We start from the raw sequence: 24011 nt of genomic DNA on the forward strand, positions 1-24011 counted from the left end.
AAAAAATAGGGTTCACTCATTTTACTTTTCATAAAAGTTATTTGCTGATTAGTTTTAACCTAAACTTTAAATAACTAATCATGAAATATCTATTTTTCCTATTCGTATTTAGCTCTTCTTTTATTTTTGCCAACCCTACAAATCCTACTAAATCTTCAGTAAAAGCAGTGACTGTTTTTGTGGACGGTGCTCAGGTTACAAGACATTCAAAGATTAATTTGCCACAGGGAACAACTGAATTTTCGTTCACTAAGCTTTCGCCACATATTCAGGAAAACAGCATTCAGATCTCTGGGTTAAATGGTGCTTCTATCCTGTCTATAAATTACGCCATTAACCATATAAATAAACTTGACAAAACGGATGCTGTAACAAAATTTCAAAATGAAATGGATGCCATAAACGATTCCATCAGAAAAGAGCAAGATTTAATGGAAGGTTATGAGCAAGAAATAAAAATTATTGAAGAAAACAGAAGATTAGGTAATGATAATCAAGTTGTTGACTTAGAAAAACTAAAGAAATTTGCAGCATATTACAGAAAACGTATTACTGAATTGAAAGGTTTAATGCATCAATCTTTGAAAAAGAATAATGATTACAAAAAGCAAATTCAAGATATTAAAAACCAATTGGCAGAATTAAATGTGGATGACAAAATACAAACCGGAGAAATTAAAGTGAAACTGTCATCAAATACAACTAAACAGCTTAATTTGATAATAAAGTACAACGTCTCCAAGTCTGGATGGTTTCCAGTTTATGATTTAAAGGCAAAAGACATCAATAAACCGCTTGAATTAAACTACAAAGCACATGTTTACCAAAATACTGGTGTAAGTTGGGACAATATAAAACTTACATTGTCTACAAACGATCCTAACACAAACAATTTAAAACCAAACATTGATACCAAATATCTAAACTTTGTAAGCAGGTATAGTAATTACAAATCTGAAAATGCCACCAAACGATACGACTTTAAGCACAATCCTTTTGTAAAACACATAACTGGTGTTATTACAGATGCAAGCGGTTTGCCATTACCTGGCGCCAATATTTTGATAAAAGGAACAACTATAGGAACAACTTCAGATTTTGATGGTAATTTTTCATTAGACGCTAAAGGTGGGGAAGCATTAGAAGTATCTTATCTTGGATATAGTTCTGAAACCATCCCTATCCATTCTAGCGTTATAAATGTAAGCTTACAAGAAGACGTTTCACAACTAGATGAAGTGGTTGTGGTTGGTTATGGCACAAGTAATTACAATACTATTTCTGGGAGTGTTGCAGGTATTTCTAGTTCATCTAATATAAAAATTAGAGGAGTGGGCTCTATAAAATCTAAAGGAGAACCATTGTATGTAATAGATGGGACACCAAGTAGTGCGGGTGATTTTAAGAAGATTGACCCAGATATGATTGTACATGTAGATGTTTTAAAAAACTCCGACGCTACAAATATATATGGCAGCAGAGCCTCAAATGGTGTAATTATAATCACTACTAAAAAGGGAAGCTACACCTCTAATGGTGATATTATTTCTGAAGGCATAACAAATACAAATTTTGAAATTCAAAAATTAGCCACAATAGCATCTGATGGTGATATTACCGTAATTGCAATTGATAATTTTGAGTTACCCGCTTCATTCACCTACTTTACAGCACCAGTAATTAATGAAAACGTATTTCTTACGGCAAAAATTGGAGATTGGCAAAAACTAAACTTATTACCGGGTGAAGCCAATATTTATTTTGAAGACAGCTATTCTGGTGTTACTGCCATTAACCCATATGCCAATACAGATAGCTTAACGGTGTCTTTAGGTATTGATCCCAATGTTATAGTTACCAGAAAATCGGTGAACGACTTTAAGAAAACTAATTTTATTGGAAATAATAGAATAGTAGAGAAATCTTATAAGATTGAAATAAAAAACAATAAAACGTCTCCAGTTGATGTGGTGATAGTAGATAGAATTCCTGTAAGCCAAAATAAAGACATTAAAGTAGATGATATTGATTCTGGAAATTCTGATTATAATTCTAAGAAAGGTATTTTAAAGTGGAAAACTAAGATTAACTCAGGTAATTCTAATACTTATAAATTTGGCTATACTGTAAAATATCCTAAGTTTAGAAAGATTAATTTATAAAAACGATTACAAATTATTTAAAAGTGAGTATTTTAGAATTAGAACTTATAACATTCTTCAATGCTCACTTTTCTAAAAAAACTGAACAACTGGTTTAGAGATATTATGTTGGACGACGTGGATACCCTGTATGATGGACCTCTTCCATATCATAAACGTTTTGGTAAGAAAAAAGATCCTGTAACCAGAATTGAAAGTCGATTTAATGAACAGAGAAAGCAAAACAAAGGTTAACCTACTTTAAACTCCGTAAAATAAAATCTACCTTTCTATTCGTGTTTTTATTTTCTGCAAAAGCGTCTGTAATGTGTTTTGGCGCAACTGCAAACCCTTTATCAATTAAAGATTGAATTTCATCTGCATAATCTAAAGACACTTTTCCGGTAAGCAACAAACTTAAATCCTTTCCAGAATGGTAATAATCATAGATTTTTTTAAGTCCGGATAAGTACAAATAATCTTTGGTAAAGCCTCCGCCACGGTGCGCCCTAAGCGTAATGTAAAATGCGCTTTCCCTGTCTAAATCATAATTATTATGCAACATCCTAAAAGTTCTAGAGAAGGGATAGCCTTTTGCTAAACTATCCACAGCAATAACGCGGTATGCGAGTTCCTTTAATCGGGTAATGGTTAAATTATTACTCATATATTCTGAAAACACCGCTAGCCCTTCTTGTGTTTCTTCGTTATTTGGAAAGCCATGAGAAAATATTTTCAACGGATGCAGCAAACCATTCATAGTGGTCACCATATGCACCCCAATTTCATGATTGGTTAATACAGCAATTTCATTGTCCGAATAGGTATGATTGGTGTTTAGCACTAGAGTTTTAATGTTATTAAGCACCATAGCAATGGCCGAAATTTTATCGGAATACTCTATATGATAACTAAAATCGTATTTTTTGGAAAATTCTTTAAAAAACACCTCAGATGCCTCAGCGCTATATTTTGGTTGGAACTGTGCTACTTCCCTATTCTCGTCTTCAAAATGCAAAATAAACTTTGCATTTTCCACATCGTTTTCTGTTGGTGTACCAAAACAGTGCAAACTATTAAAGTAAAAATCCTTGCCATTACCAATATTTTCAATGCACTGGATTAAACCTGAGTAGAAATAAATAATATCTTCGTACAAATCCCTAATTTCAGTATCCTCAATACATTCCAGTGGTTGTGTAAACAACTTTCTGTGAAGTTTAAACTTATCGAAATTAATGTTGGGATATTTAAAAACAGGATCGGTTAAGTATTTAGACGCAAAAAAACGCTCTTTTTCTTCTTCTATATTCGTAGGGTTCACATAGCTCAACAACTCGATTTGCTTCACGAGCATATCAATGTTTTTATCTATTTCTAATAGTGTTTTTGTACTTGTACTATTGTCAACCATCATTTTCACCCTTTAAATATGTTATAAACCGCTTCAGCATGCTTTGGGATGCGAGTTTTTAAGGCTTCCTCCACAGTTGTAACGACTTCTGGAAATATAACTTGCTCGTATTCATCGCAATATACCTTTGCAATTTCGGTTGCCAAAACTAAGGTATTTTTAAAGGTTTTGGTAATGTATTTGAGAAAATAACCATTGCCCTGAAACGTATCATTGATTTTTGAAGTTGATTTAATACCATACGGCAACTCTATTTCAGATAAACTTTGTCGCCAATCTTCAATAACACTTCCAAATCGCTCATTGTCCACATTGCTTGTTCCTAAATTCCATGTTGGCACTTCCCTATCCCAACGCTTCCAATTGTAACTATGCATATCGTAAACCGTACAAAAGCCAAATTTTTGCTCTAAAGTACTTATGAGAGCATGCACCACTTTATAAAAATTTGCATGTTTGTTTAAACTTTTTGCTTTCATTTCTTCGGAAAGCGGTTTGTGCCACAATTGCTTTCCCCAAGCGGTTTCAAAAACAGCATCTTCGGGCGCTCGGTTTAAATCGTATTCAAAACGGGAATCGCAACCGGAAATTACAATAGGATGGTTTTGCACCATGGCTTTTGTTTCTGGATCTTCTTCGTACCAACGCTCGTATTCGGTATGAATACAATTATCCCATAGCTCTTTTCTAAATTGATGTCCGTCGTGAATCGCTGCACAGGCATATGGCACATATTCGTCAATTTTTATGGTAAACGAATAATCTGATGACACGGCTTCAAAGGTTTTTAAATTACATATATTATCTATAATTTCTTCTATTGTAAACCTTTCCATATTTTCTTTTATTGCTTATCAATTATATTGAGTAAACCATTACTATTTCTTACCCTCCTTTCTTATGTTCTGAGCAAAAAAGTTAATTATTTCCTGTTTTTCTTCAGAGTCATATTTCAAAACATCTTCACCATTTTTATCAAATACCATTACAGAACAAAAAATATCATCAATGGTATTTTCTGCGCCAAATGCAGCTACACTATATCTTTTATTATTACTAAGCAAATTGATGTTTTCCCAAATCAGTAATTCTACACTAGAATCTTCGAATATTAAAGACCTATGATACTTTCCATATTTATCATTCATTATTGTTCTTGTGTACAAAGCACTCGCGCAACATTGATACCTAACTTCAGTACAAATGATAGTATCTCTTCCAGAAATAATTTTAAAATCAACTTCTTTTATGTATGCAAAATCATTCTCATAATTTTTCACACATTGTTTACTTCTATTTTGCTTTAAAGCGTAGGGAGCACAACTAACAAAAAAAATCACTCCGATTTTGATGAAAAACGATGGAAAAACACCCTTAAAAAACTTAACCATCCTTTAAAATGCGTTTCAAATTTGAATACACGGCTTTTTCCATTTCAGCAAAATCGCCATCAGCAAAAGCCATCAATTTTATATCTGCAAATAAATCCGCTAAATCGTTTCTAAAGTAATCATGAGCTTCAACAGCTTCTATGATATTTTGAATGTTTTGGTAATCATTATCCTTTTCAAATTTTGGGTAAACGCGGTTAAATACATCCTTGTTTACACGACTTAAAATATAATCTTTCTCTTCTTTGGATTCATTTAAATCTGAATGTGACACATACATAAGAATGTAAGCCAATAATTCATCTTTCGTCCATGTTTTAGGTTGTTGCATATCTCCTGAAGTTAAAGTTCCATATTCTGTCCACGAGCCATCGTATACTGAAATGTTAGTATACCCTGAAATTTCTGCACCCAATGCTAATACACAGGCAGTAATTCCTGAACCACAAGAAAACACCAACGGATCATCTTGTTCTGCTAGCATATAAAACGCTTTGGCAATTTCTTTTTTTGATTTAAATGTTCCATTTTCAAGTAAATCGGTAAACGGTAAATTTACAGAATTTGGAATGGTACCTCGCCTTAAATCTGCTCTAGGTTCCGAGACTTCACAATTGAATCTGGCCGAAGAACGCGCATCTATTATTTTATGTGTCTTTAATTTTGAAGCTTTTTGAATATCATCAAAAAACAACATATAATTTGGTTGTAATCTGGCTGTAAAATCTCCTTTTTCACCATTATACGCGCTCATATATTCGGTTGGGAAATTATGTTTCTGCCATTCAGGAAATCCACCATCCAAAACAGCTACATTATTACACCCAAATGCTTTAAACAACCACCACACCCTAGCACTAGAGTAAATGCCTTTATCATCGTAAACCACAATAGCGCTATCATTATTAATACCTAAATTCTGAGCTTCTTTTTGAAATTGAATTTCCGAAGGAAAAGCACTAGGAAACGTATTAGACGTATCACTAAATTTGTGCTTGATATCGAAAAAGCGTGCCTTAGGAATTTGTAACAACATTGCATCAAAAGTTTTGGCAATAGTGCCATCTAATACAATTAGATTTTCGGCTTCTAAATGTTCATGAAGCCATTTAGCGGAAACTAGCGGCGATGTTAGTGTGATGTTCATAATGCGTAAACTGGTAATCTTAAAGCTAAATTATGAGATGTCTCAATCATGCCTCACTTCGACATATAAAAATAATGATGTACTGAAAACTGAGACTGATAGCTGAATTAAGCATCTTCAACTGCCTTACGCAGTCGCGTACGTCTATCAAAAGCCTGAAGTTTGTCAACCACTTTCATTTCTAAAAAGTCAATCACCTTCTCCTCTATTTTAGTTTTTAATTTGTACACTTTATTAATATATGTAATACCACCGGGAGACATTACATTAACCTCAACCAGCTTTCCACCAATCACGTCAATCCCTACAAAATAAAGGCCATCGTTTACTAATTTAGGCCCAATTTGCTTACAGAGCGCCTTTTCTTCTTTAGTTAAGGAATGTCTTTCCACACTGCCACCTGCAGATACGTTAGAACGGTGGTCGTCATTTCCTGGAACACGTTTCATGGCACCAACAGGTTCTCCGTTTAAAAGTAAAATGCGCACATCGCCCTGATCTGCGCCTTCAATATAATCTTGCAGAATCACATAACTGGACGTGCCATCACTATTAGTTATATAGAAATCGAGTAACGAATTAATATTACTCATAGCCGATTTTTCAATAAGGATAACACCAGAACCACCAAAACCATTTAGTGGTTTCAAAATCATTTTATCTGCTTTAGATTCTTTAATCTGCTTTATTAAATAACGTTTGCTTTTCGATACATGAGTAGCCGGAATTATGTTACTATGCGCATCGCCAAAAGCAGCCGTATACAATTTATTATTAGCTTCTCGCATGCCCTCCAAAGAATTCATAATAAACACATCATCCTTTACAGAATCTAAAAAGTTTAACATAATAGGGTCTAGAGGCGGGTTAGCCCTAAAAAATATGACATCAAAACCCGCAAGCGGCAACATTTCCTCTCTTATTTCTGCTTTATTGTAAAACGACTTTAAGGATGATGGCGTTTTTTCCATTCGGTTAATTACTTTACAATTTGCAGTTGTTACGCTATTTCGAATCGTTAAATCCTCTGGGATACACATGGCAACACCGTGATTACGCTTTACACATTCTTTAATTAATGCAAGCGTAGTATCATTTTCAGGGTCAATATCCTTCCATGGATACATTATAAAACAAATATTCATTTTCTGTTTTTTGGTTTGACCTAAATTTAAAGGATTTTTAGAACACCCACAAAACTCTTTAGATTTCTTTTTTGCGTTAACAAAAGGGTTTTGCCGTACTAAGCGCAGTCTAGATAACAAGTACTCAACGTAAATTCGATGATGTTACAGTTAACGGCAACAGCGTTAGTAAACGTTTTCAAGGTGGAAACAGAAGAATACAATCTAAAACGCCCACTTTACAGTGGGCATTTTGTTTATCTCAAAAGTATTCTAACTAACTAATAAAATTAAGAGATAAAGGGTATTTTGGGGTTTCTCCTTTGTTAGCCCTTATAGCATTTACAATGGGGAATATTATCGAGATAATTCCTAACACTATTAAACCAACAATACCCAAACCAAACAACAAGATTAATGGGATACATAATAAACAGTAAACTATTAAGCTTAACTGAAAATTAATGATGTTTTTACCATGTTCGTCCATTTGATATACTTTTTCTTTTTGGGTTGCCCATAGAATTAGCGGAACAATTAAGCTGCCAAAACCTATAACCAACGATATAAGTTGAGCTAAATGGGTTATAACTATTAATTGATTGTCTTGTCTTTTCATGATGGTATTGTAATGATTGATTGATACATATACGACGCATCATAAAGCTAAATGTTACAGATTTTTAATAAAAAATGATTGTAGTTATTCTTATTTCTGTTTTCCATGGTTTTTTTGATAATGCGCTTCAAACCAATCTGGTTTTTCCAATTCGTTATCATACATATAATCACCTATTTTTTCAATCACAGATTCAGGATATGCCATTTTAGACATCACTCCGAATCGCGAAACTGCCCCAAACATTATGGCATTATCTTTAGTTGGGTGCTTTATGAAGTTTTTAATATTAGATATAAATTGTTCTTTTGTATCACTTTCCATTGCATAACGTCTTTTAACAGCCTCCATTGGAGGTGCAAGTCTTTTATCTTCGGCAGTGGTTGCATCATGACAAATATAACAGTGTACCTTCATCAGTTTTTTACCAGGATGAGTTTGTTCTATTTTTACAGCTGGTTTTGATGCTATCTCATAGCGTTGTTTTTTCTCGGTATTGCAGCTAAAGGCTAAAAAGAACGTGCAAACTATTACAACTAGTTTCATTTTATGTTATTTTAAAATTATAATTCGGGATTGGTAAGTACTAAAAATGGTAAATCAAAACTGTAAGCCATTTTTTCTTCAGTGTAAGTATGCAATAATCGTTCTAAAAAAGAATGTGGCTTTTTAACCATTGCCAATAAATTAAAGTTTTGCATCTTCATATAATTGCTAATGGTGTCTACAATATCATTATCTACCACATCAATATAATCGTGTTCTGCTTCTGGAAAACTAGTATCAAAAAACGCCATATTATCAACCCGTTTATGCGCAACAACATTAGGTCCTGCCAGATGTAAAATTGTTAATTTTGCTTTATAGGTTTTCAATATGCTGTTCAACGCTGCCAGTGCTTCTTTGGTGTAAAGTTCTATATGATGTGCAGTAAATGCAATTTTGCGAGGTTCTTGGTACTTACATTCTCCTGGTATAGTTAAAATAGGTGTGCTGCAACGGTTTATAACACGTACCGTGTTACTACCAAATAATACTTTCTGCAGGCCTGAGGCTCCTTTAGTACCCATAACAATTAAATCAATATCATATTTATCAACTGTTTGATGAATAGCATCAATAAAGTTGTCATAATCTACAATTGAAAAATACTGATGCTCCATATTACCATGTTCCGCCTTTATCTTGTTAATGATATTTTCAATAGATGTTTTTGCAGCAGACACTAAAGTTTTATAAACAGTTGCCGACGAACTTACGGTCATCATATCATCTGATAAAAACGACGAAGCCTTTTGAACATTCAGAAAATAAAATTTACACGGTTTATCTTTTAATAATGCAACGGCATAATTAATAGCATTTATTGAGTTGTTAGAGAAGTCGGTGGGTAATAGAACAGCTTTCATAACCAATAGATTTATTAGGATATATAAATATAAGTTCTACTTAAGGTTTACCATATGACTTTTATCAGGTGTGTCAGCGTTTTTTAAATGAAATCCAAAAAATATTAGCATAAAACCCTCTGACATTGTATTTTCGGCACAATAAATGTTTAGCATTACGTTAATAACAAAAAGCCAATTAAATGAATCGTGTTCTTCTTGTTTTATTTTTGTGTGCCATGTGTTCTATATATGGTCAAAACAGTGCTGTAGCCGCAGGTGAAAAATTGGTTTATACAGCATCTTACAACATGTCTGGTGTACTTAACGATATTGCCCAAGTTACTTTAGAAACCAGTAATGTTAAGACATCTAAAGCAACACTGTTGCACTTAAAATGTAAAGCAGTAACTTATAGTAAATGGGATAATTTTTTTAAGATTAGAGACCTTTACGAAAGCTACGTTAATCCAAAAACATTAACGCCATATTTATATAAACGCGACATAAATGAAGGTGGGTATGCCAAAAATGTTAAGTATACGTTTAGCCATAAAACAAATACAGTTAAAACCGTACAAACTAAAAAGGATTGGGTTGAAAAAAAGGATGTAAAAATAAATTCAGGAACGAGAGATATTGTATCAACCTTATATAAAATAAGACTCTTGGATTTTGAATCTATGAAGGTAAATGCTAAAACATCGTTTACTATAATTTTTGATAGAAAGGAAATAAAAGCACAAATAACCTACCTTGGAAAGGAAACCATAAGTACAGCAATTGGTAGTAAAACATGTTATAAAATTGCTGTAGGTAGCAACGAATCGGGAGTATTAAAAGGAAATAGAGATAATGTAGTTTGGCTAACAGCCGATGCCAACAAAATCATGGTTTACGGCAAATTCAAAATCCCTGTGGGCAATGGCGAACTAAAAATAAAGTCTGCCACTGGTTTAAAAAACTAACAATAAAACACCATGAAACAATTATTTACAACACTTTCAGTTATTGCTTCTATTTTTGCAGTAATATTATCGGTTTTACCTGTTTCAAATTTGGCCATTTTCCCTTCTGCGGTAGCATTAATTTTTGGTTTAATAGCATTTTACCTTTCTAAAAAGACAGGAAAAGTAAAGAAGATAATCCAATTTTCTTTTCTTTTAACCATCATGGCACTCTTATTAACCACCTACAAAGCTATTTTTAATGAAACAGAAGTTGGTAATACAGAAATTTTAGCTGAAACGGAAGAAGCTTCAAAAGAAGAGGCTATCGAAGAATTAGAAGAATTGGAACTCGAAGAATTAGATATAGAATAGCCCATTTTTCTTACTTTTCACTATCTTAGCTGCGGTTTAAAAACAAAACGAACATACTGTTTCCCTCTCTAAATACAAAGTATTAGCGTATTGCTTTAAGTAAAATAAAACGCATGAAATTTTTTAGCATTCTCTCCCTATTAACACTTGTTGGTACTTGTGCTACGCCGGAATATACAACAAGGATTGAAAATTTAAAAGATAGTATTACACTGGTTGATAGTGCCCTAGTAGAAAAATACTCTAAAACTATTACCGCGGAAGAGTTAAGCGAGCATCTTTATAAATTTGCATCAGATGAATTTGAAGGCAGAAAAGTTGGAGAGCCAGGACAAAAAAAGGCCGCTAATTTCTTAAAGTCTTACTACGTTAACCTCGATATAGACTCCCCATTAGGAAATAAAAATTATTTCCAAGGTATCTCCAGCACTTATTTACCAGAAGACGTATCTGCATCTGAAAATGTTTTATCATATATAAAAGGTTCTGAAAAACCTGAGGAAGTTGTTATTATTTCAGCGCATTTAGACCATCTAGGAATAGAAGACGGTAATGTTTATTATGGTGCTGATGATGATGGCTCAGGTATTGTGGCCATTATGGAAATTGCAGAAGCTTTTAAAGCTGCTATATTAGATGGCCACACGCCAAAACGAAGTATTCTATTCATGCATTTTACGGCAGAAGAAATAGGAAAAAGGGGATCAGAATTTTATGTAAAACAGCCAGTTTTCCCGCTGGAAAACACCATTGTTAACCTAAATATAGACATGATTGGTCGTGTGGATGATAGGCACGCTCAAAATAAAAATTATATATATCTTATTGGTACAGATAGATTAAGCAAAGAATTACATTACACTTCAGAAAAAGTGAGAGATGCCTATTCTGATATAGAACTAGATTATAAATACAATGCTTTAGAAGACGTTAACCAATACTATTCTAGGTCCGACCATTATAATTTCGCAAAATATGATATTCCAGTAATTTTTTATTTTAACGGTGAACACGACGATTACCATAAACACACAGACACTCCAGATAAAATAGATTATGAGCTACTTGAAAAACGCACCAAATTAATTTTTGCCACTGCATGGCAATTAACAAACCAAGAGAAGCGTGTGGACATTGATGAAAACAACATATTTTTAAACTAACATAATTGCTATGAAAAAAACAAGTATCCTTTTTTTAGGAGCTGCCATTTTAGCCTGTTGCAGTAGTTCTCAAAAAAGCGCAAAACAAGCAGTGAATCCTGATACATACGCAAAGACCATTACCGCAAATGAGCTGAAAGACATGCTCTATACTTATGCATCCGATGAATTTGAGGGTAGAAAAACAGGAGAGGAAGGACAAAAAAAAGCTATACAATTTATTAAAGATCATTATGTTGCCAATGATATTCCTTCTCCAATTTCAAAAGGAGACTACTTTCAAGAAATACCTGTAGAATATTTTAAGGGAAGAGCTAATCATGGTTCTGAAAATGTAATAGCTTACATTAAAGGCTCTGAAAAACCAGATGAAGTTGTTATTATTTCTGCCCATTTAGACCATATAGGAATTTCAAAAAAAGGAGAAATTAATAATGGTGCCGATGATGACGGTTCAGGAACAGTTGGCATTTTAGAAATTGCCGAAGCATTTAAGGCTGCCGAAATGGACGGCAATGGCCCTAAGCGAAGTATTGTTTTCCTTCATGTTACTGGTGAAGAAATTGGATTATTTGGCTCTAAGTACTATGCCGAGGAAGCTCCTGTTTTCCCCTTAGAAAATACAGTAGCAAATTTAAATATAGATATGATTGGACGCGTTGATAAAAAACACGAAGGAAAACCCAACTATTTATATTTAATAGGTTCGGATAGATTAAGTACTGAATTACACGCTGTTTCTGATTCTATCAACAAGGCAACAGTTAATTTAGATTTTGATTATACATTTAATGCCGAAAATGACCCAAATCGTTTTTATTATAGATCGGACCATTACAATTTTGCAAAATACAACATCCCTGTTATATTCTACTTTAATGGTGTACACGAGGATTACCACAAACCAACAGATACTCCAGATAAAATAAACTACGAATTTTTAGAAACTCGTACACGTTTGATATTCTATACGGCGTGGGAATTAGCCAATCGAGAGGAACGGATTAAAGTAGACTAAGGCAGTTTTTTACCGATTTTTAAAGACACAAAAAAAGCCTTTCAATAATTGAAAGGCTTTGTCTTTTTGGGTGGAAGATCGGTCTCGAACCGACGACCTCCTGAACCACAATCAGGCGCTCTAACCAACTGAGCTACAACCACCGTTTATTAGCATTTTTCAATGCGTTTGCAAATGTAAATGTTTTCAATCTTATCTACAAAGACTTTTTTAATATTTTAGCAGCGGATATTTCTATTTCAAATCAAATAAGCTATTTACAGCAGGGTATCGCTCTACATTAAATCCTTCACCCGCTTCTACACCAATTAACCTCCCCAAATCTCTAGCACGATAAACTACACTATCCGTAAAGTTTTTACTAGATATTGGTGTTTCAGGTTCTTTACTTTTATCACTGTAAAATTGCGTTTCATAGGCTAACACAGCTTTCATTTTAGTTTCCATAAATCCTGACACGTCAACAACTATATCTGGTCTTAAGTTTTTCCATTGTATGTAATGGTATACTACTTTGGGTCTCCAAACTGCCTGCACATTACCTTTATCGTCTGTCGTTTCAATTTTTGACAATCCACTTAAGAAACAAACATCACTAACTAGCTTACTCCCTTTTCCATGATCAATATGTCTGTCATCAATGGCATTGCATAATACTATTTCTGGCCTATATTTTCTAACCATCTTAATTAATGCTAACTGATGCTGTGCATCATTAACAAAAAAACCGTCGGCGAATCCCATGTTTTGCCTAAACGCAACTTTTAAAATTTCAGCGGCCTTTTTTGCTTCAACTTTTCTTGTTTCTGCCGTTCCTCTTGTTCCTAACTCTCCTTGAGTCAAGTCTATTATTCCAATAATTTTACTGTTAGCCACTTCTTTTGCAATGGTTGCTCCACAGCCTAGTTCAACATCATCTGGATGTGCACCTATGGCTAAAATATCTAACTTCATCTAAGATTTTTTAACTATTTCTTAATTTTCAATACTCTTGTCCTTGAATTTTCAGATAAAATTACAACTTTATTTAACAAACTTTTAATACGAAAGCGTTTTCGTGTTTTCAATTTTCAATCTAATAGCTAAAAAATCGATAATAACATAAAAATTAATATGTATCAAAAAGCATGACAATAATCATAAATATTAAAGATATACTGGGGTACTTTTACAGTATAAAGAAGAAAAAAAATATTGAAATATTATGATCTACCTAATGCTTACCATACTTGTTATAACAATAGCATTATTTGTTTGGGGGAAATTCACACCTGATATTGTGGCACTACTCTCAATGATTAGTTTGTTTTTAACTGGGATTTTAGACGCTAAAGAAACACTCAGTGGATTTAGCAACCCCACGGTTATAATGATTGCCGCATTGTTTATTATTGGTGAAGGGCTCTCCCAAACAGGATGGACGGCACTTGCCGGTAAAAAGTTTGTAGAATGGGCAGGAAAAAGCGTGCCAAAATTATTAGTGATAGTTTCCTTAGGTTCTGGTGTACTTTCTGGATTTGTAAGTAATACCGGTACGGTGGCTACCTTAATGCCGTTAACCATATCTTCTGCGTGGAGTATTGGTACTTTACCATCTAAAATGTTAATGCCTGTGGCTTTCGGTTCTAATACTGGTGGACTTTTAACACTTACAGGTACACCTCCAAATATTATTGTAAGTAACGCACTAATTGAAAGCGGGTACGAAGGGTTTTCATTCTTCGAGTTCGGACTTATTGGTTTACCCCTATTAATTATAGCGCTAGTGTATTTTAGATATATAGGTTTTAGATTACTACCAAAAAACAAAACCAACAATAAACCTGTAGATATAGAAACTACATTTCACAAATGGATAGAGGCCTACAAAATAGATGGTGATTACTATAGATTACGTGTACGTTCTATTTCTCCATTACTAAATACTAAAATAGGCATTTGGAATTTTGAGAAAGACTATGGCATATCTATTTTAAGAATAAAAAGAAGACATCCAAACCCTTTAAAAGGAATACCTCAGTTCGTGGAATTTCCAGATAACGCAACGTTTTTCAAATATCACGATATCATAACTGTTAAAGGAGAAACAGAAGACATAAATAGATTGATGATTAAGTTTAGGTTAGGGCTTTTACCGTTAGAGCCAGTAACCGACGAGCTAAAAAATAATCTTATTAATCAGGAGGTTGGTATGACTGAGGTTATAGTAAATCCTAACTCTATCTTAGTAGGAAGAAAATATAAGTTAGGCGATTACTTTAAACGTTTTGGTATTCAATTACTTGCCGCATCTAGAAACAACAAACCATTAACTGAAAAAGAAATAACAGTTAAGGTTGGCGATTCATTTTTGCTGAGAGGTTCTTGGGAAAACATTGAAGATTTAAAACAACAACACGAAAACCTAGTGATTTGTGGTAGTCCTGAAGGTATGGCTAAAAATGTCGACAACCTTAATTCAAAATCATATATTGCCTTAGGATCATTAGTATTAATGATAGCCTTACTTGTATTTAAATTAGTGCCTGGAGCAATGGCAGCCTTAATATGTGGCGGTATAGTACTGCTTACTGGATGTGTTCCAATGTCTAAAGCATATAAAGGTATTAGCTGGACAAGTGTCGTTATGATTGCAGCAATGATACCTATGGGTATAGCGCTTCAAAAAACAGGAACAGCACAAATGGTAGCAAATGGATTAGTTACTTATTTAGGATCTGTATCTCCTGTAATGTTGTTAGGTGGTATATTTTTACTTACTACAATGTTTAGTCAGGTTATTAACAACTCAGCGACTGCAGTACTTATGGCACCAATAGCAGTGCTTGCAGCTAGCTCTTTAAATATATCCCCAGAACCATTTATGATTGTAGTTGCCATTAGTGCTTCAACAGCGTTCTTAACCCCTGTGGGTACAACAACAAATGCTATGGTAATGTCCGCAGGAGGTTATAAGTTTATGGATTACCTAAAAGTGGGCGCTCCATTATTACTAATGTTTTTTATTATATCGTTGATACTAGTGCCATTAATATGGCCATTTTAAATAAATTAAAATAAGAACCTTAAAATTAAATTCAAAATGGAAACAATCATGAATCCAACACACGATTTAGAGCAATACGGTTTGAAAGATGTAACCGCACACTGGAACTTATCTCCAGCAGAACTTCAAAGAATTACCGTAGAAAAAGGTATGGGTAAAGAAACCTCAAACGGAACTCTTGCCATTAATACCGGGAAATTTACTGGACGATCACCTCAAGATAGATTTTTAGTAAAAGATGATTACACCGCTGATAAAGTATGGTGGGGAAAAACCAACAAGCCTATTAGTCCTGAAAACTTCAATAAACTAAAAAATGAAATTTTAGAGTACCTTTCTGGAAAAGAGATTTTTGCTAGAGATGGTTATGTATGTGCAGATCCTGAATTTAGAACTAATATTAGGACTGTAACAGAATACCCATGGTCTAACATGTTTATTTATAACATGTTCTTAAGACCTAGCGAAAAGGAATTAGAAAACTTTAAAGAAGATTGGTTAATTCTATGTGCTCCTGGATACGAATGTCCAGATCCTAAAGCCTACGGTATCCGCCAAGGCAACTTCTCCATTCTAAACTTTACAGATAAGATTGCATTGGTAGGCGGTTCTGCCTATACTGGAGAAATGAAAAAAGGTATTTTCTCTGCGTTGAATATGATCTTACCAACTGAAAGAAACGTATTGCCAATGCACTGTTCTGCTAATGTTGGTAAAAAAGGCGACACTGCTATTTTCTTCGGATTATCAGGAACTGGTAAAACAACACTTTCTGCTGACCCAGACAGAAAACTGATTGGTGATGACGAACACGGATGGACAAAAGACAATACGATTTTTAATTTTGAAGGTGGATGTTACGCAAAGGTAATTGACCTAACTGAAGAAAAAGAACCAGATATTTACCGAGCAATTAAACCAGGTGCTATCCTTGAAAACGTAGTATTTAAAGACAATGGCGAAGTTGATTTCGAAGATAGTAGTATAACACAAAACACGCGTGTAAGCTATCCTATTTATCACATCGACAATATCCAAGAAACACTTTATGCCAATAACCCTAAGAATATTTTCTTCTTAACTTGTGATGCATTTGGTGTATTACCTCCAGTATCTAAATTAACACCTGGGCAAGCTGCATATCACTTTATTTCAGGCTACACTGCTAAAGTAGCAGGAACCGAAGCTGGTATTACAGAGCCTGTACCATCGTTTTCCGCTTGTTTTGGTGAGCCATTTATGCCACTGCACCCAACTGTTTATGGTGAAATGTTAAGCGAAAAAATGCAAGAAGCTGGTGTTAATGTTTGGTTGATTAATACTGGCTGGAGTGCTGGACCGTACGGAGTAGGGTCTCGTATTAAGTTGAAATACACCAGAGCAATGATTACAGCCATACTTAATGGCGATTTAGACGATGTAGATTACGAACAAAACTTCATTTTCGGATTGTACATGCCTAAATACTGTCCTGGTGTACCAACAGAATTATTAGACCCAATGAATACTTGGCTGCAAAAAGGAGCTTATGTTGGAAAAGCTATTCAATTAGCACACTCTTTCCACTTAAACTTTGAGAAATTTGCATCTCAAGCATCACAACAAATCATTGAAGGTGGACCACTAATTGATGAACATCATCATTTACACGAACACTTTTAATCGAGGTTCTTATTAAAACCGCAAAAGGGGCTCTATATTGAGTCCCTTTTGTTTTTTGTACCTCTAACAAGTGGTTTTAATTTGGGCGTTCCCCGTTGGGTCGGGCTTGAGTTTATCCTGAGCACCGTCGAAGGGCTGCAAGTCCTCGCTCGTGCCTCGCTGTGGGCTTTCCTCTACAATCCCTAACGCAGTACTATCCGCAAACAACAGTAACCTCCCTTCAAAACGCTGATTTTTTTACCAAGTTTTATACGAATAATTTAGCCTAAAAACTTGGATATTCTAGTTTCCAAAATAATTAGCCAATTCCAAAGCCATTTCTTGCTGAAGTTCGCTCGCTTTTGTAGCAGAGGCTTCGGCAAAATCTTCAGTATTTGAAGCATAAATAATACCTCTTGAAGAATTAATCAGTAAACCTACACTGTCGTTCATACCGTATTTACATACATCATGCAAGTTTCCGCCTTGTGCTCCCACTCCCGGAACCAGTAAAAAGCTATCTGGAATAATCTGCCTTATGTCTGCCAAATACTCTGCTTTTGTTGCACCAACAACATACATTAAACGATTGGCATCATTCCACGATTTCGATGTTTCCAGCACATGTTTATATACTTCTTTATCATCAATAGTTTTGGTTTGAAAATCAAATGCACCTTGATTAGACGTTAACGCCAACAGGATAGTATGTTTATCTTTAAAAGCTAAAAAAGGTTCCACAGAATCTTTACCCATGTATGGCGCTACGGTAACCGAATCGAACGCTAAATCTTCAAAAAAGGCTTTAGCGTACATAGTACTCGTATTACCAATATCACCACGTTTTGCATCTGCTATTGTAAATATTTCTGGATGCTTTTCATTTAAATATTTAATGGTTTTCTCTAATGCTTTCCATCCTTTTATGCCATAGGCTTCGTAAAATGCAGTATTTGGCTTATAAGCCACACACAAATGATGTGTTGCATCAATAATAGCTTTATTAAATGCGAAAATAGGATCTTCCTCTTTTAGAAGATATTTGGGGATTTTGTTTAAATCTACATCCAATCCTATACAAAGAAAGGATTGCTTTTTTTTGATTTCTGAAATGAGTTTTTCTGTAGTCACTTGAAACTTTTTGTCATTCCTGCGAAAACAGGAATCTAAATAACATTACATCGTACTTTTAAGAATTCCTACTCTTGCAGGAATAACAGTTAAATTACATCGTCACTAGCTTTTAACTTTTCCGTATTTTCAGCTAATTGTAATTCATCAATTATCTTTTGAATATCACCATTTACAATATTCTGCAGGTCGTAAAGCGTTAAACCAATTCTATGGTCGGTAACACGTCCTTGTGGATAGTTGTACGTTCTAATTTTAGCACTCCTATCACCAGATGAGACCATACTGCCACGTTTCGCAGCATCTTCTTCTTGCTTCTTTGCTAACTCTAAATCGTACAAACGCGAACGTAACACCTTGAAAGCCTTCTCCTTGTTTTTATGTTGCGATTTTTGATCTTGACATTGTGCCACTAAACCAGTGGGTTCGTGTGTTAAACGCACCGCAGAATAAGTGGTGTTTACAGATTGTCCACCTGGGCCAGAAGAACAAAAATAATCGATACGAACATCTTTAGGGTCTATTTCCACATCAAACTCCTCAGCTTCAGGAAATACCATAACAGTAGCAGCACTTGTATGCACACGCCCCTGAGTTTCAGTTTGTGGCACACGTTGTACACGGTGTACACCAGCTTCAAACTTTAAGGTACCATAAACATCTTCACCGGCTACTTCAAACTGTATTTCCTTAAATCCCCCATTTGTACCTTCACTAAAATCTACAGTACTTACATTCCACCCTTTGCTCTCACAATATTTCGTGTACATTCTAAATAAATCGCCTGCAAAAATACTAGCCTCGTCACCTCCAGTTCCTGCGCGCAGTTCAACTACAGCATTTTTAGCATCTTCAGGATCTTTAGGAATTAATAACACTTTTATTTCCTCTTCGAGCTTTGGGATGCCTTCCTTGGCTTCATCGTATTGCATTTTGGCCATCTCTACCATTTCTGGATCGCTACCGTCCGAAATAATCTCTTCAGCTTCCTTTAAGTTATTGGTCAGTTCAATGTAAGCATTTCGCTTATCCATTAAAATTCTTAAATCCTTATATTCTCTTGTTAGCTCCACATAACGCTTTTGGTCTGAAATAATATCCGGTTGAATTATTAAATCGCTTACCTCGTCAAAACGCTGTTTTACTATCTGTAACTTATCTAACATCTGCTTTTTTAATTGGTCACCAAAAATACGATAATTTATGAATTTTGAGTGATTGAATGCAATGCTTATCCTAACAAATAAAAATAATATAAAACTTTAAGCGTTAGTATCATTACTATGCAACGGTTTTCATCAATCTTTCTATTCTACAGACCTTTTTTTGCCTGGTCGTACCTCATAAATTTTGTCCTCTCGGTTTTAAATTTTGATATAATCCCTCTGTTTATTTTAAAATTTTTATTGCTTTTGTCTTTATGGCATATTATTACTGAAACTAAAGCTAAACAAAAACTGCTGTTTTATAATAACTTGGGTATTCCGACGATTAAATTATTTGCTTTATTTTTTTTAATAGATATCATGTTAAGCATGCCATTTATTTTGATTCTTAAAGAATTCATTTAAAAAAAAACGGAAAGCTTAAAGCTTCCCGTCTTCACTTATAACTTAAAACAGTATTAACCACATTTTGAAGAACCGCAGTCTTTACAAGTTAAACAGCCTTCTTGATAGATTAAATTTTCCGATTCGCAATTGGCACAGGTTTGCCCTTTAGCTTTTGTACCGTCTTCAATATATCGTTTTAAAGCTCTACCAACACCATTCTTCCATGTATTAATAGACTCACTGTCCAACTGTAAGCTATTGATTAAATCAACAATTTTATCAATTGGCATACCATGTCTCAACGTACTGGAAATTAGTTTTGCATAATTCCAAAACTCTGGATCAAATTTATGCGACAATCCTTCAATAGTTGTTTTATAACCTCTAGTGTTTTTATATTGAAAATCGTATCTAGACGAACCGTCCTCATTTCTGTTTTTAATAATTAACCCTGTGTTCACCCAACGCGGTAATAATATACCATCTTCATCATCTGCTAGTCCTGTAAAAATCTCATAAGGTTTATCATCTACCAAGCCAATAAATGCAATCCATTTCTCTTTGTTGTTTTGAAAACGTACCACATCTGCTTCTAATGTTTGCGGGCGCTTGTTTGGGAAAACTGTAAGCTTATTTTCAGAACCTTCCTCCTTTTTTTCATCATTTGAAATTAATACCCCTGAGCGAGAACCATCACGATATACCGTAACACCTTTGCAGCCTACTTCCCATGCTTTTACATATAAATCGCCCACCAGCTCTTCGCTTACGTCATTAGGCAAATTAATGGTAACACTTATAGAATGGTCTACCCATTTTTGTATGGCTCCTTGCATACTTACTTTGCTCAACCAATCTACATCGTTGGATGTAGCCCCGTAGTAAGGTGACTTTTTAATTAAATCGTCTATTTCATCTTGAGAGAAATTTTTAGACGTATCAATACCTTGTACCTCCATCCATTGTTTAAATTTATGATGGAATACTACATATTCCTCCCAAGAATCGCCTACCTCATCAACAAAATCTACGCGAACATCTTTATCGTTAGGGTTTACCTTACGCCTTCTTTTATATACGGGCAAGAATACCGGCTCAATACCAGAGGTAGTTTGCGTCATTAAACTCGTAGTTCCTGTTGGCGCAATAGTTAATAAGGCAATGTTGCGTCGTCCGTATTCTAACATTTCATAATACAAATGACTATCCGCCTCTTTTAAACGCAGAATAAATGGATTGTCTTTTTCCCTATCAGAATCAAAAATTGAAAATGCACCTCGTTCTTTTGCTAAATTTACAGAACCCCTATAAGCTTCTACAGCAATTGTTTTGTGTAACTCTACAGAAAAGGCGTTGCCTTCCTTACTTCCATATTTTAATCCCAAAGCAGCTAGCATATCGCCTTCTGCCGTAATACCTATTCCTGTTCTACGACCATCATGGGCTTTCTTTCTAATATTTAACCATAAATTGCGTTCCACAGCTTTCACGTCGTCCTGTTCTGGATCTTCATCAATCTTTTTAAGAATAACATCAATTTTTTCTAGCTCCAAATCTATGATATCATCCATAATTCGTTGCGCATAGGCTACATGCTTCTTAAATAAATCGAAGTTGAATGTTGCATTCTTGGTAAATGGTTTCTCAACATAAGAGAATAGGTTAATGGCCAATAAACGACAAGAATCGTAAGGGCATAACGGGATTTCACCACACGGGTTTGTCGAAACTGTTTTATATCCTAAATCGGCATAACAGTCTGGCACAGATTCATTAGCGATGGTATCCCAGAATAAAATACCAGGTTCTGCAGATTTCCATGCATTATGCACAATTTTTTTCCACAATCCATTAGCTTTAATGGTTTGAGTAAATTTAGGCTCTTTACTAAATACAGGATATTTTTGAACGTATTCTGAGCCAGCCTTAACAGCTTTCATAAAATTATCATCAATTCTAACTGAAACGTTAGCTCCAGTAACCTTTCCCGCTTCTAACTTCGCATCAATAAAATCTTCAGCATCAGGATGATTGATAGAAATTGACAACATCAACGCACCTCTTCTTCCATCTTGAGCCACTTCGCGTGTAGAATTCGAGTAACGCTCCATAAACGGTACAATCCCAGTAGAAGTTAAGGCTGAATTCTTTACCTGAGATCCTTTAGGGCGAATATGAGACAAATCGTGACCAACACCGCCACGACGTTTCATTAATTGTACTTGCTCCTGATCTATTTTCATAATACCACCATAAGAATCGGAAGCACCGCTATTTCCAATTACAAAGCAATTTGATAAAGAGGCAATCTGGTAAGGGTTACCAATACCAGCCATAGGGCTTCCTTGTGGTACTATATACTTGAAATCTTTTATTAAATCGAAAACTTCTGCTTCTGTAAGTGGATTGGCATATTTTTTTTCGATACGGGCTAGTTCTTTAGCGATACGCCTGTGCATATCGTTTGGAGATTTTTCAAATAAGTTGCCTGCCGAATCTTTTAATGCGTATTTGTTAATCCATACACGGGCGGCGAGGTCATCATTTTTGAAATATTCTAGTGAGGCTTTAAAGGCTTCTTCTTGAGTAAATGTTTTTTGTTCAGAAGATGTTTTTACGTTCATTGTAGTGTTATGGTTTATAAATTGATGGATTAATTTAGAAACTATAAAACAACAAAATTTATTTGATTTTCGATATGACAAAAATCATAAAGTTTACAACAAAAAAAATTCAAATAATTGATTTTCAGAATTTTAACGATTTATCAACATTTAAAAGTTAACAAATTTTTTTATTTAATAGAAAAGATTAAAAATCAACAGCGATACCTATTCCTAAAAATTGTTTCCATTGTATCCTTGCTCCAGACTCATCAAATTCCCCCTCAACAGTTGCAGAGGGCTCTATAGTTTTTACATCATCATCATATCGCAAATGAGATTCTAACGTAGCCCTAACAAAGCTATTTACTTTAAAATCAAAATTTACTCTCCAATCTACATCTATATTACCAAAGTTATTCAGATAATCTGAATACACACTTAATAGATTCGTAGCCTTAATGTTTTTAGCCAAATCCATAGCATAACCATTCGTTATAAGAATACCTACTTCCCTGCGAATGTTACTTCCTTCACGTATAATATTTCCGTTTTCATCAAAAACAGCAGGATCAACACCAAAAGAACCGGCATTTGCTAATTCTTGATCGAGTACGAATGTAGCCTTAAGCGTTAGAGGTGAGGCATAAAAAGAAAGCTCTTCGATATTTTTACCATACTCCATACCTCCTCCAAAAAACAAATACCCTGGCGCCATTAATCGCGAAATAGGATTACTGGTATCTGGGTAGGAATACCCGTTAGTAAGTTGGGTTTTGAAGTTGAATCTAGCGGAATAAAACCATTTAGAATCTGGTGTAGGTTGGTGGCCTAGATTTGAAGTAATCTCAAAAATATCATCTGTTTTACGCAGTTCTCTACTGTCCTGTTTGTTCACGCCATAACCAATGCGCAACCCATTATTCCAAAAGAAGAATTTATCTTTATAGTTAGCCGTATATTGATAACCCAGTAATGCAGAAATAGAGTTTGTACCTCCCGCATTCCAATTGGTAAAACTTACCTGACTTAGATCTATACTTGCTTTTTGACTTTGCTTCCATTGAGGGCCATCATACGCTTTATTTTCTTTAATATAAAGGGAATCTGGTTGCGCAAAAGCTGCTACGCTAGCAAATAAAATTACAATAGCTAGCAATACATTTTTAATAGATTTTGGAGTTTGGTTTTCGAGCTTTGTTAAAAGTAAATAATTGATGAATCTTTCCACTACCGAACGGTTTGTTGCATTCATTGTGTTTGGTTAATTTATCCTAGTTCGTTTTAAGTTTTTCTTTTAAACAAAAACT

Annotated in this window: 21 protein-coding genes and 1 tRNA gene; 8 read left to right on the forward strand and 14 right to left on the reverse strand. The window is 34.5% G+C overall.

Annotation, left to right across the window (positions count from 1 at the left end):
- Positions 1-80: 80 nt before the first annotated feature.
- Together BMY39_RS08695 and BMY39_RS15080 are read left to right on the forward strand one after the other, a co-directional pair.
- On the forward strand, positions 81-2162 hold the full coding sequence (locus BMY39_RS08695) for a DUF4139 domain-containing protein (protein WP_092578648.1): 2082 nt from the start codon (positions 81-83) through the stop codon (positions 2160-2162).
- Between the two features lie 60 nt (positions 2163-2222).
- On the forward strand, positions 2223-2396 hold the full coding sequence (locus tag BMY39_RS15080) for a hypothetical protein (RefSeq protein ID WP_177176574.1): 174 nt from the start codon (positions 2223-2225) through the stop codon (positions 2394-2396).
- 1 nt (position 2397) lies between these two features.
- Here BMY39_RS15080 and BMY39_RS08700 read toward each other — a convergent pair whose 3' ends face one another.
- From BMY39_RS08700 to BMY39_RS08735, 8 genes are all read right to left on the reverse strand, one after another.
- Complete coding sequence (locus BMY39_RS08700; RefSeq protein ID WP_245738220.1) at positions 2398-3558, reverse strand: peptidase MATCAP family protein; 1161 nt, start codon at positions 3556-3558, stop codon at positions 2398-2400.
- A gap of 2 nt (positions 3559-3560) precedes the next feature.
- Positions 3561-4391: an N-formylglutamate amidohydrolase gene (locus tag BMY39_RS08705; RefSeq protein WP_092578649.1), complete on the reverse strand. Its 831-nt coding sequence runs from the start codon at positions 4389-4391 to the stop codon at positions 3561-3563.
- A gap of 42 nt (positions 4392-4433) precedes the next feature.
- Positions 4434-4946 (reverse strand): hypothetical protein, encoded by a 513-nt coding sequence (locus BMY39_RS08710; protein ID WP_092578651.1) that lies wholly within the window; start codon positions 4944-4946, stop codon positions 4434-4436.
- A complete protein-coding gene (locus tag BMY39_RS08715; RefSeq protein ID WP_092578653.1) occupies positions 4939-6093 on the reverse strand; it encodes a sulfurtransferase in 1155 nt (384 codons plus the stop codon). The genes BMY39_RS08710 and BMY39_RS08715 overlap by 8 nt, the downstream gene beginning before the upstream one ends.
- A 107-nt stretch (positions 6094-6200) precedes the next feature.
- Positions 6201-7238 (reverse strand): glutathione synthase, encoded by a 1038-nt coding sequence (gshB, locus tag BMY39_RS08720; RefSeq protein ID WP_092579191.1) that lies wholly within the window; start codon positions 7236-7238, stop codon positions 6201-6203.
- Between the two features lie 256 nt (positions 7239-7494).
- Positions 7495-7836, reverse strand: coding sequence for a DUF4870 domain-containing protein (locus BMY39_RS08725; RefSeq protein WP_092578655.1), 342 nt, complete (start codon positions 7834-7836; stop codon positions 7495-7497).
- A 90-nt stretch (positions 7837-7926) separates the two neighbouring features.
- Positions 7927-8382, reverse strand: coding sequence for a hypothetical protein (locus BMY39_RS08730; protein WP_092578658.1), 456 nt, complete (start codon positions 8380-8382; stop codon positions 7927-7929).
- Positions 8383-8399: 17 nt separating this feature from the next.
- The gene (locus tag BMY39_RS08735; RefSeq protein WP_092578660.1) at positions 8400-9245 is read right to left on the reverse strand and encodes a universal stress protein; all 846 of its coding nucleotides are present in this window, start codon (positions 9243-9245) and stop codon (positions 8400-8402) included.
- A 182-nt stretch (positions 9246-9427) separates the two neighbouring features.
- On the opposite strand from BMY39_RS08735, the gene BMY39_RS08740 reads away from it, so the two are divergent.
- The 4 genes from BMY39_RS08740 (at position 9428) to BMY39_RS08755 (ending at position 12727) form a co-directional block, all read left to right on the forward strand.
- Positions 9428-10192, forward strand: a complete 765-nt coding sequence (locus BMY39_RS08740) for a DUF3108 domain-containing protein (RefSeq protein ID WP_092578661.1) — start codon at positions 9428-9430, stop codon at positions 10190-10192.
- A gap of 12 nt (positions 10193-10204) precedes the next feature.
- Positions 10205-10546 carry an FUSC family protein gene (locus BMY39_RS08745; protein WP_092578663.1) on the forward strand — a complete coding sequence of 114 codons (342 nt, stop codon included), beginning with the start codon at positions 10205-10207 and terminating at the stop codon, positions 10544-10546.
- Between the two features lie 113 nt (positions 10547-10659).
- Positions 10660-11709, forward strand: a complete 1050-nt coding sequence (locus tag BMY39_RS08750; protein ID WP_092578665.1) for a M28 family peptidase — start codon at positions 10660-10662, stop codon at positions 11707-11709.
- Between the two features lie 10 nt (positions 11710-11719).
- The gene (locus BMY39_RS08755) at positions 11720-12727 is read left to right on the forward strand and encodes a M28 family metallopeptidase (protein ID WP_092578667.1); all 1008 of its coding nucleotides are present in this window, start codon (positions 11720-11722) and stop codon (positions 12725-12727) included.
- 68 nt (positions 12728-12795) lie between these two features.
- Here BMY39_RS08755 and BMY39_RS08760 read toward each other — a convergent pair.
- Positions 12796-12871: transfer RNA gene (locus BMY39_RS08760), tRNA-His, on the reverse strand.
- A 90-nt stretch (positions 12872-12961) separates the two neighbouring features.
- On the reverse strand, positions 12962-13681 hold the full coding sequence (gene bshB1, locus BMY39_RS08765; RefSeq protein WP_092578669.1) for a bacillithiol biosynthesis deacetylase BshB1: 720 nt from the start codon (positions 13679-13681) through the stop codon (positions 12962-12964).
- 250 nt (positions 13682-13931) lie between these two features.
- Here bshB1 and BMY39_RS08770 point away from each other — a divergent pair, with 250 nt between their 5' ends.
- Both BMY39_RS08770 and pckA read left to right on the forward strand, forming a co-directional pair.
- Entirely contained in the window at positions 13932-15773 is a 1842-nt protein-coding gene (locus tag BMY39_RS08770; protein ID WP_245738224.1) for an SLC13 family permease, read from the forward strand.
- A 36-nt stretch (positions 15774-15809) separates the two neighbouring features.
- Positions 15810-17435 (forward strand): phosphoenolpyruvate carboxykinase (ATP), encoded by a 1626-nt coding sequence (pckA, locus tag BMY39_RS08775; protein ID WP_092578671.1) that lies wholly within the window; start codon positions 15810-15812, stop codon positions 17433-17435.
- Positions 17436-17717: 282 nt separating this feature from the next.
- Here pckA and pyrF read toward each other — a convergent pair whose 3' ends face one another.
- From pyrF to BMY39_RS08795, 4 genes are all read right to left on the reverse strand, one after another.
- Entirely contained in the window at positions 17718-18545 is an 828-nt protein-coding gene (pyrF, locus tag BMY39_RS08780) for an orotidine-5'-phosphate decarboxylase (RefSeq protein WP_092578673.1), read from the reverse strand.
- Positions 18546-18634: 89 nt separating this feature from the next.
- Positions 18635-19711 carry a peptide chain release factor 1 gene (prfA, locus tag BMY39_RS08785; protein ID WP_092578675.1) on the reverse strand — a complete coding sequence of 359 codons (1077 nt, stop codon included), beginning with the start codon at positions 19709-19711 and terminating at the stop codon, positions 18635-18637.
- Positions 19712-20169: 458 nt separating this feature from the next.
- Entirely contained in the window at positions 20170-22722 is a 2553-nt protein-coding gene (locus BMY39_RS08790) for an adenosylcobalamin-dependent ribonucleoside-diphosphate reductase (RefSeq protein WP_092578677.1), read from the reverse strand.
- A gap of 187 nt (positions 22723-22909) precedes the next feature.
- On the reverse strand, positions 22910-23956 hold the full coding sequence (locus BMY39_RS08795) for a DUF3078 domain-containing protein (RefSeq protein WP_177176575.1): 1047 nt from the start codon (positions 23954-23956) through the stop codon (positions 22910-22912).
- Between the last annotated feature and the right edge of the window lie 55 nt (positions 23957-24011).

It is taken from the genome of Hyunsoonleella jejuensis (assembly GCF_900111025.1).
GTDB lineage: Bacteria > Bacteroidota > Bacteroidia > Flavobacteriales > Flavobacteriaceae > Jejuia > Jejuia jejuensis.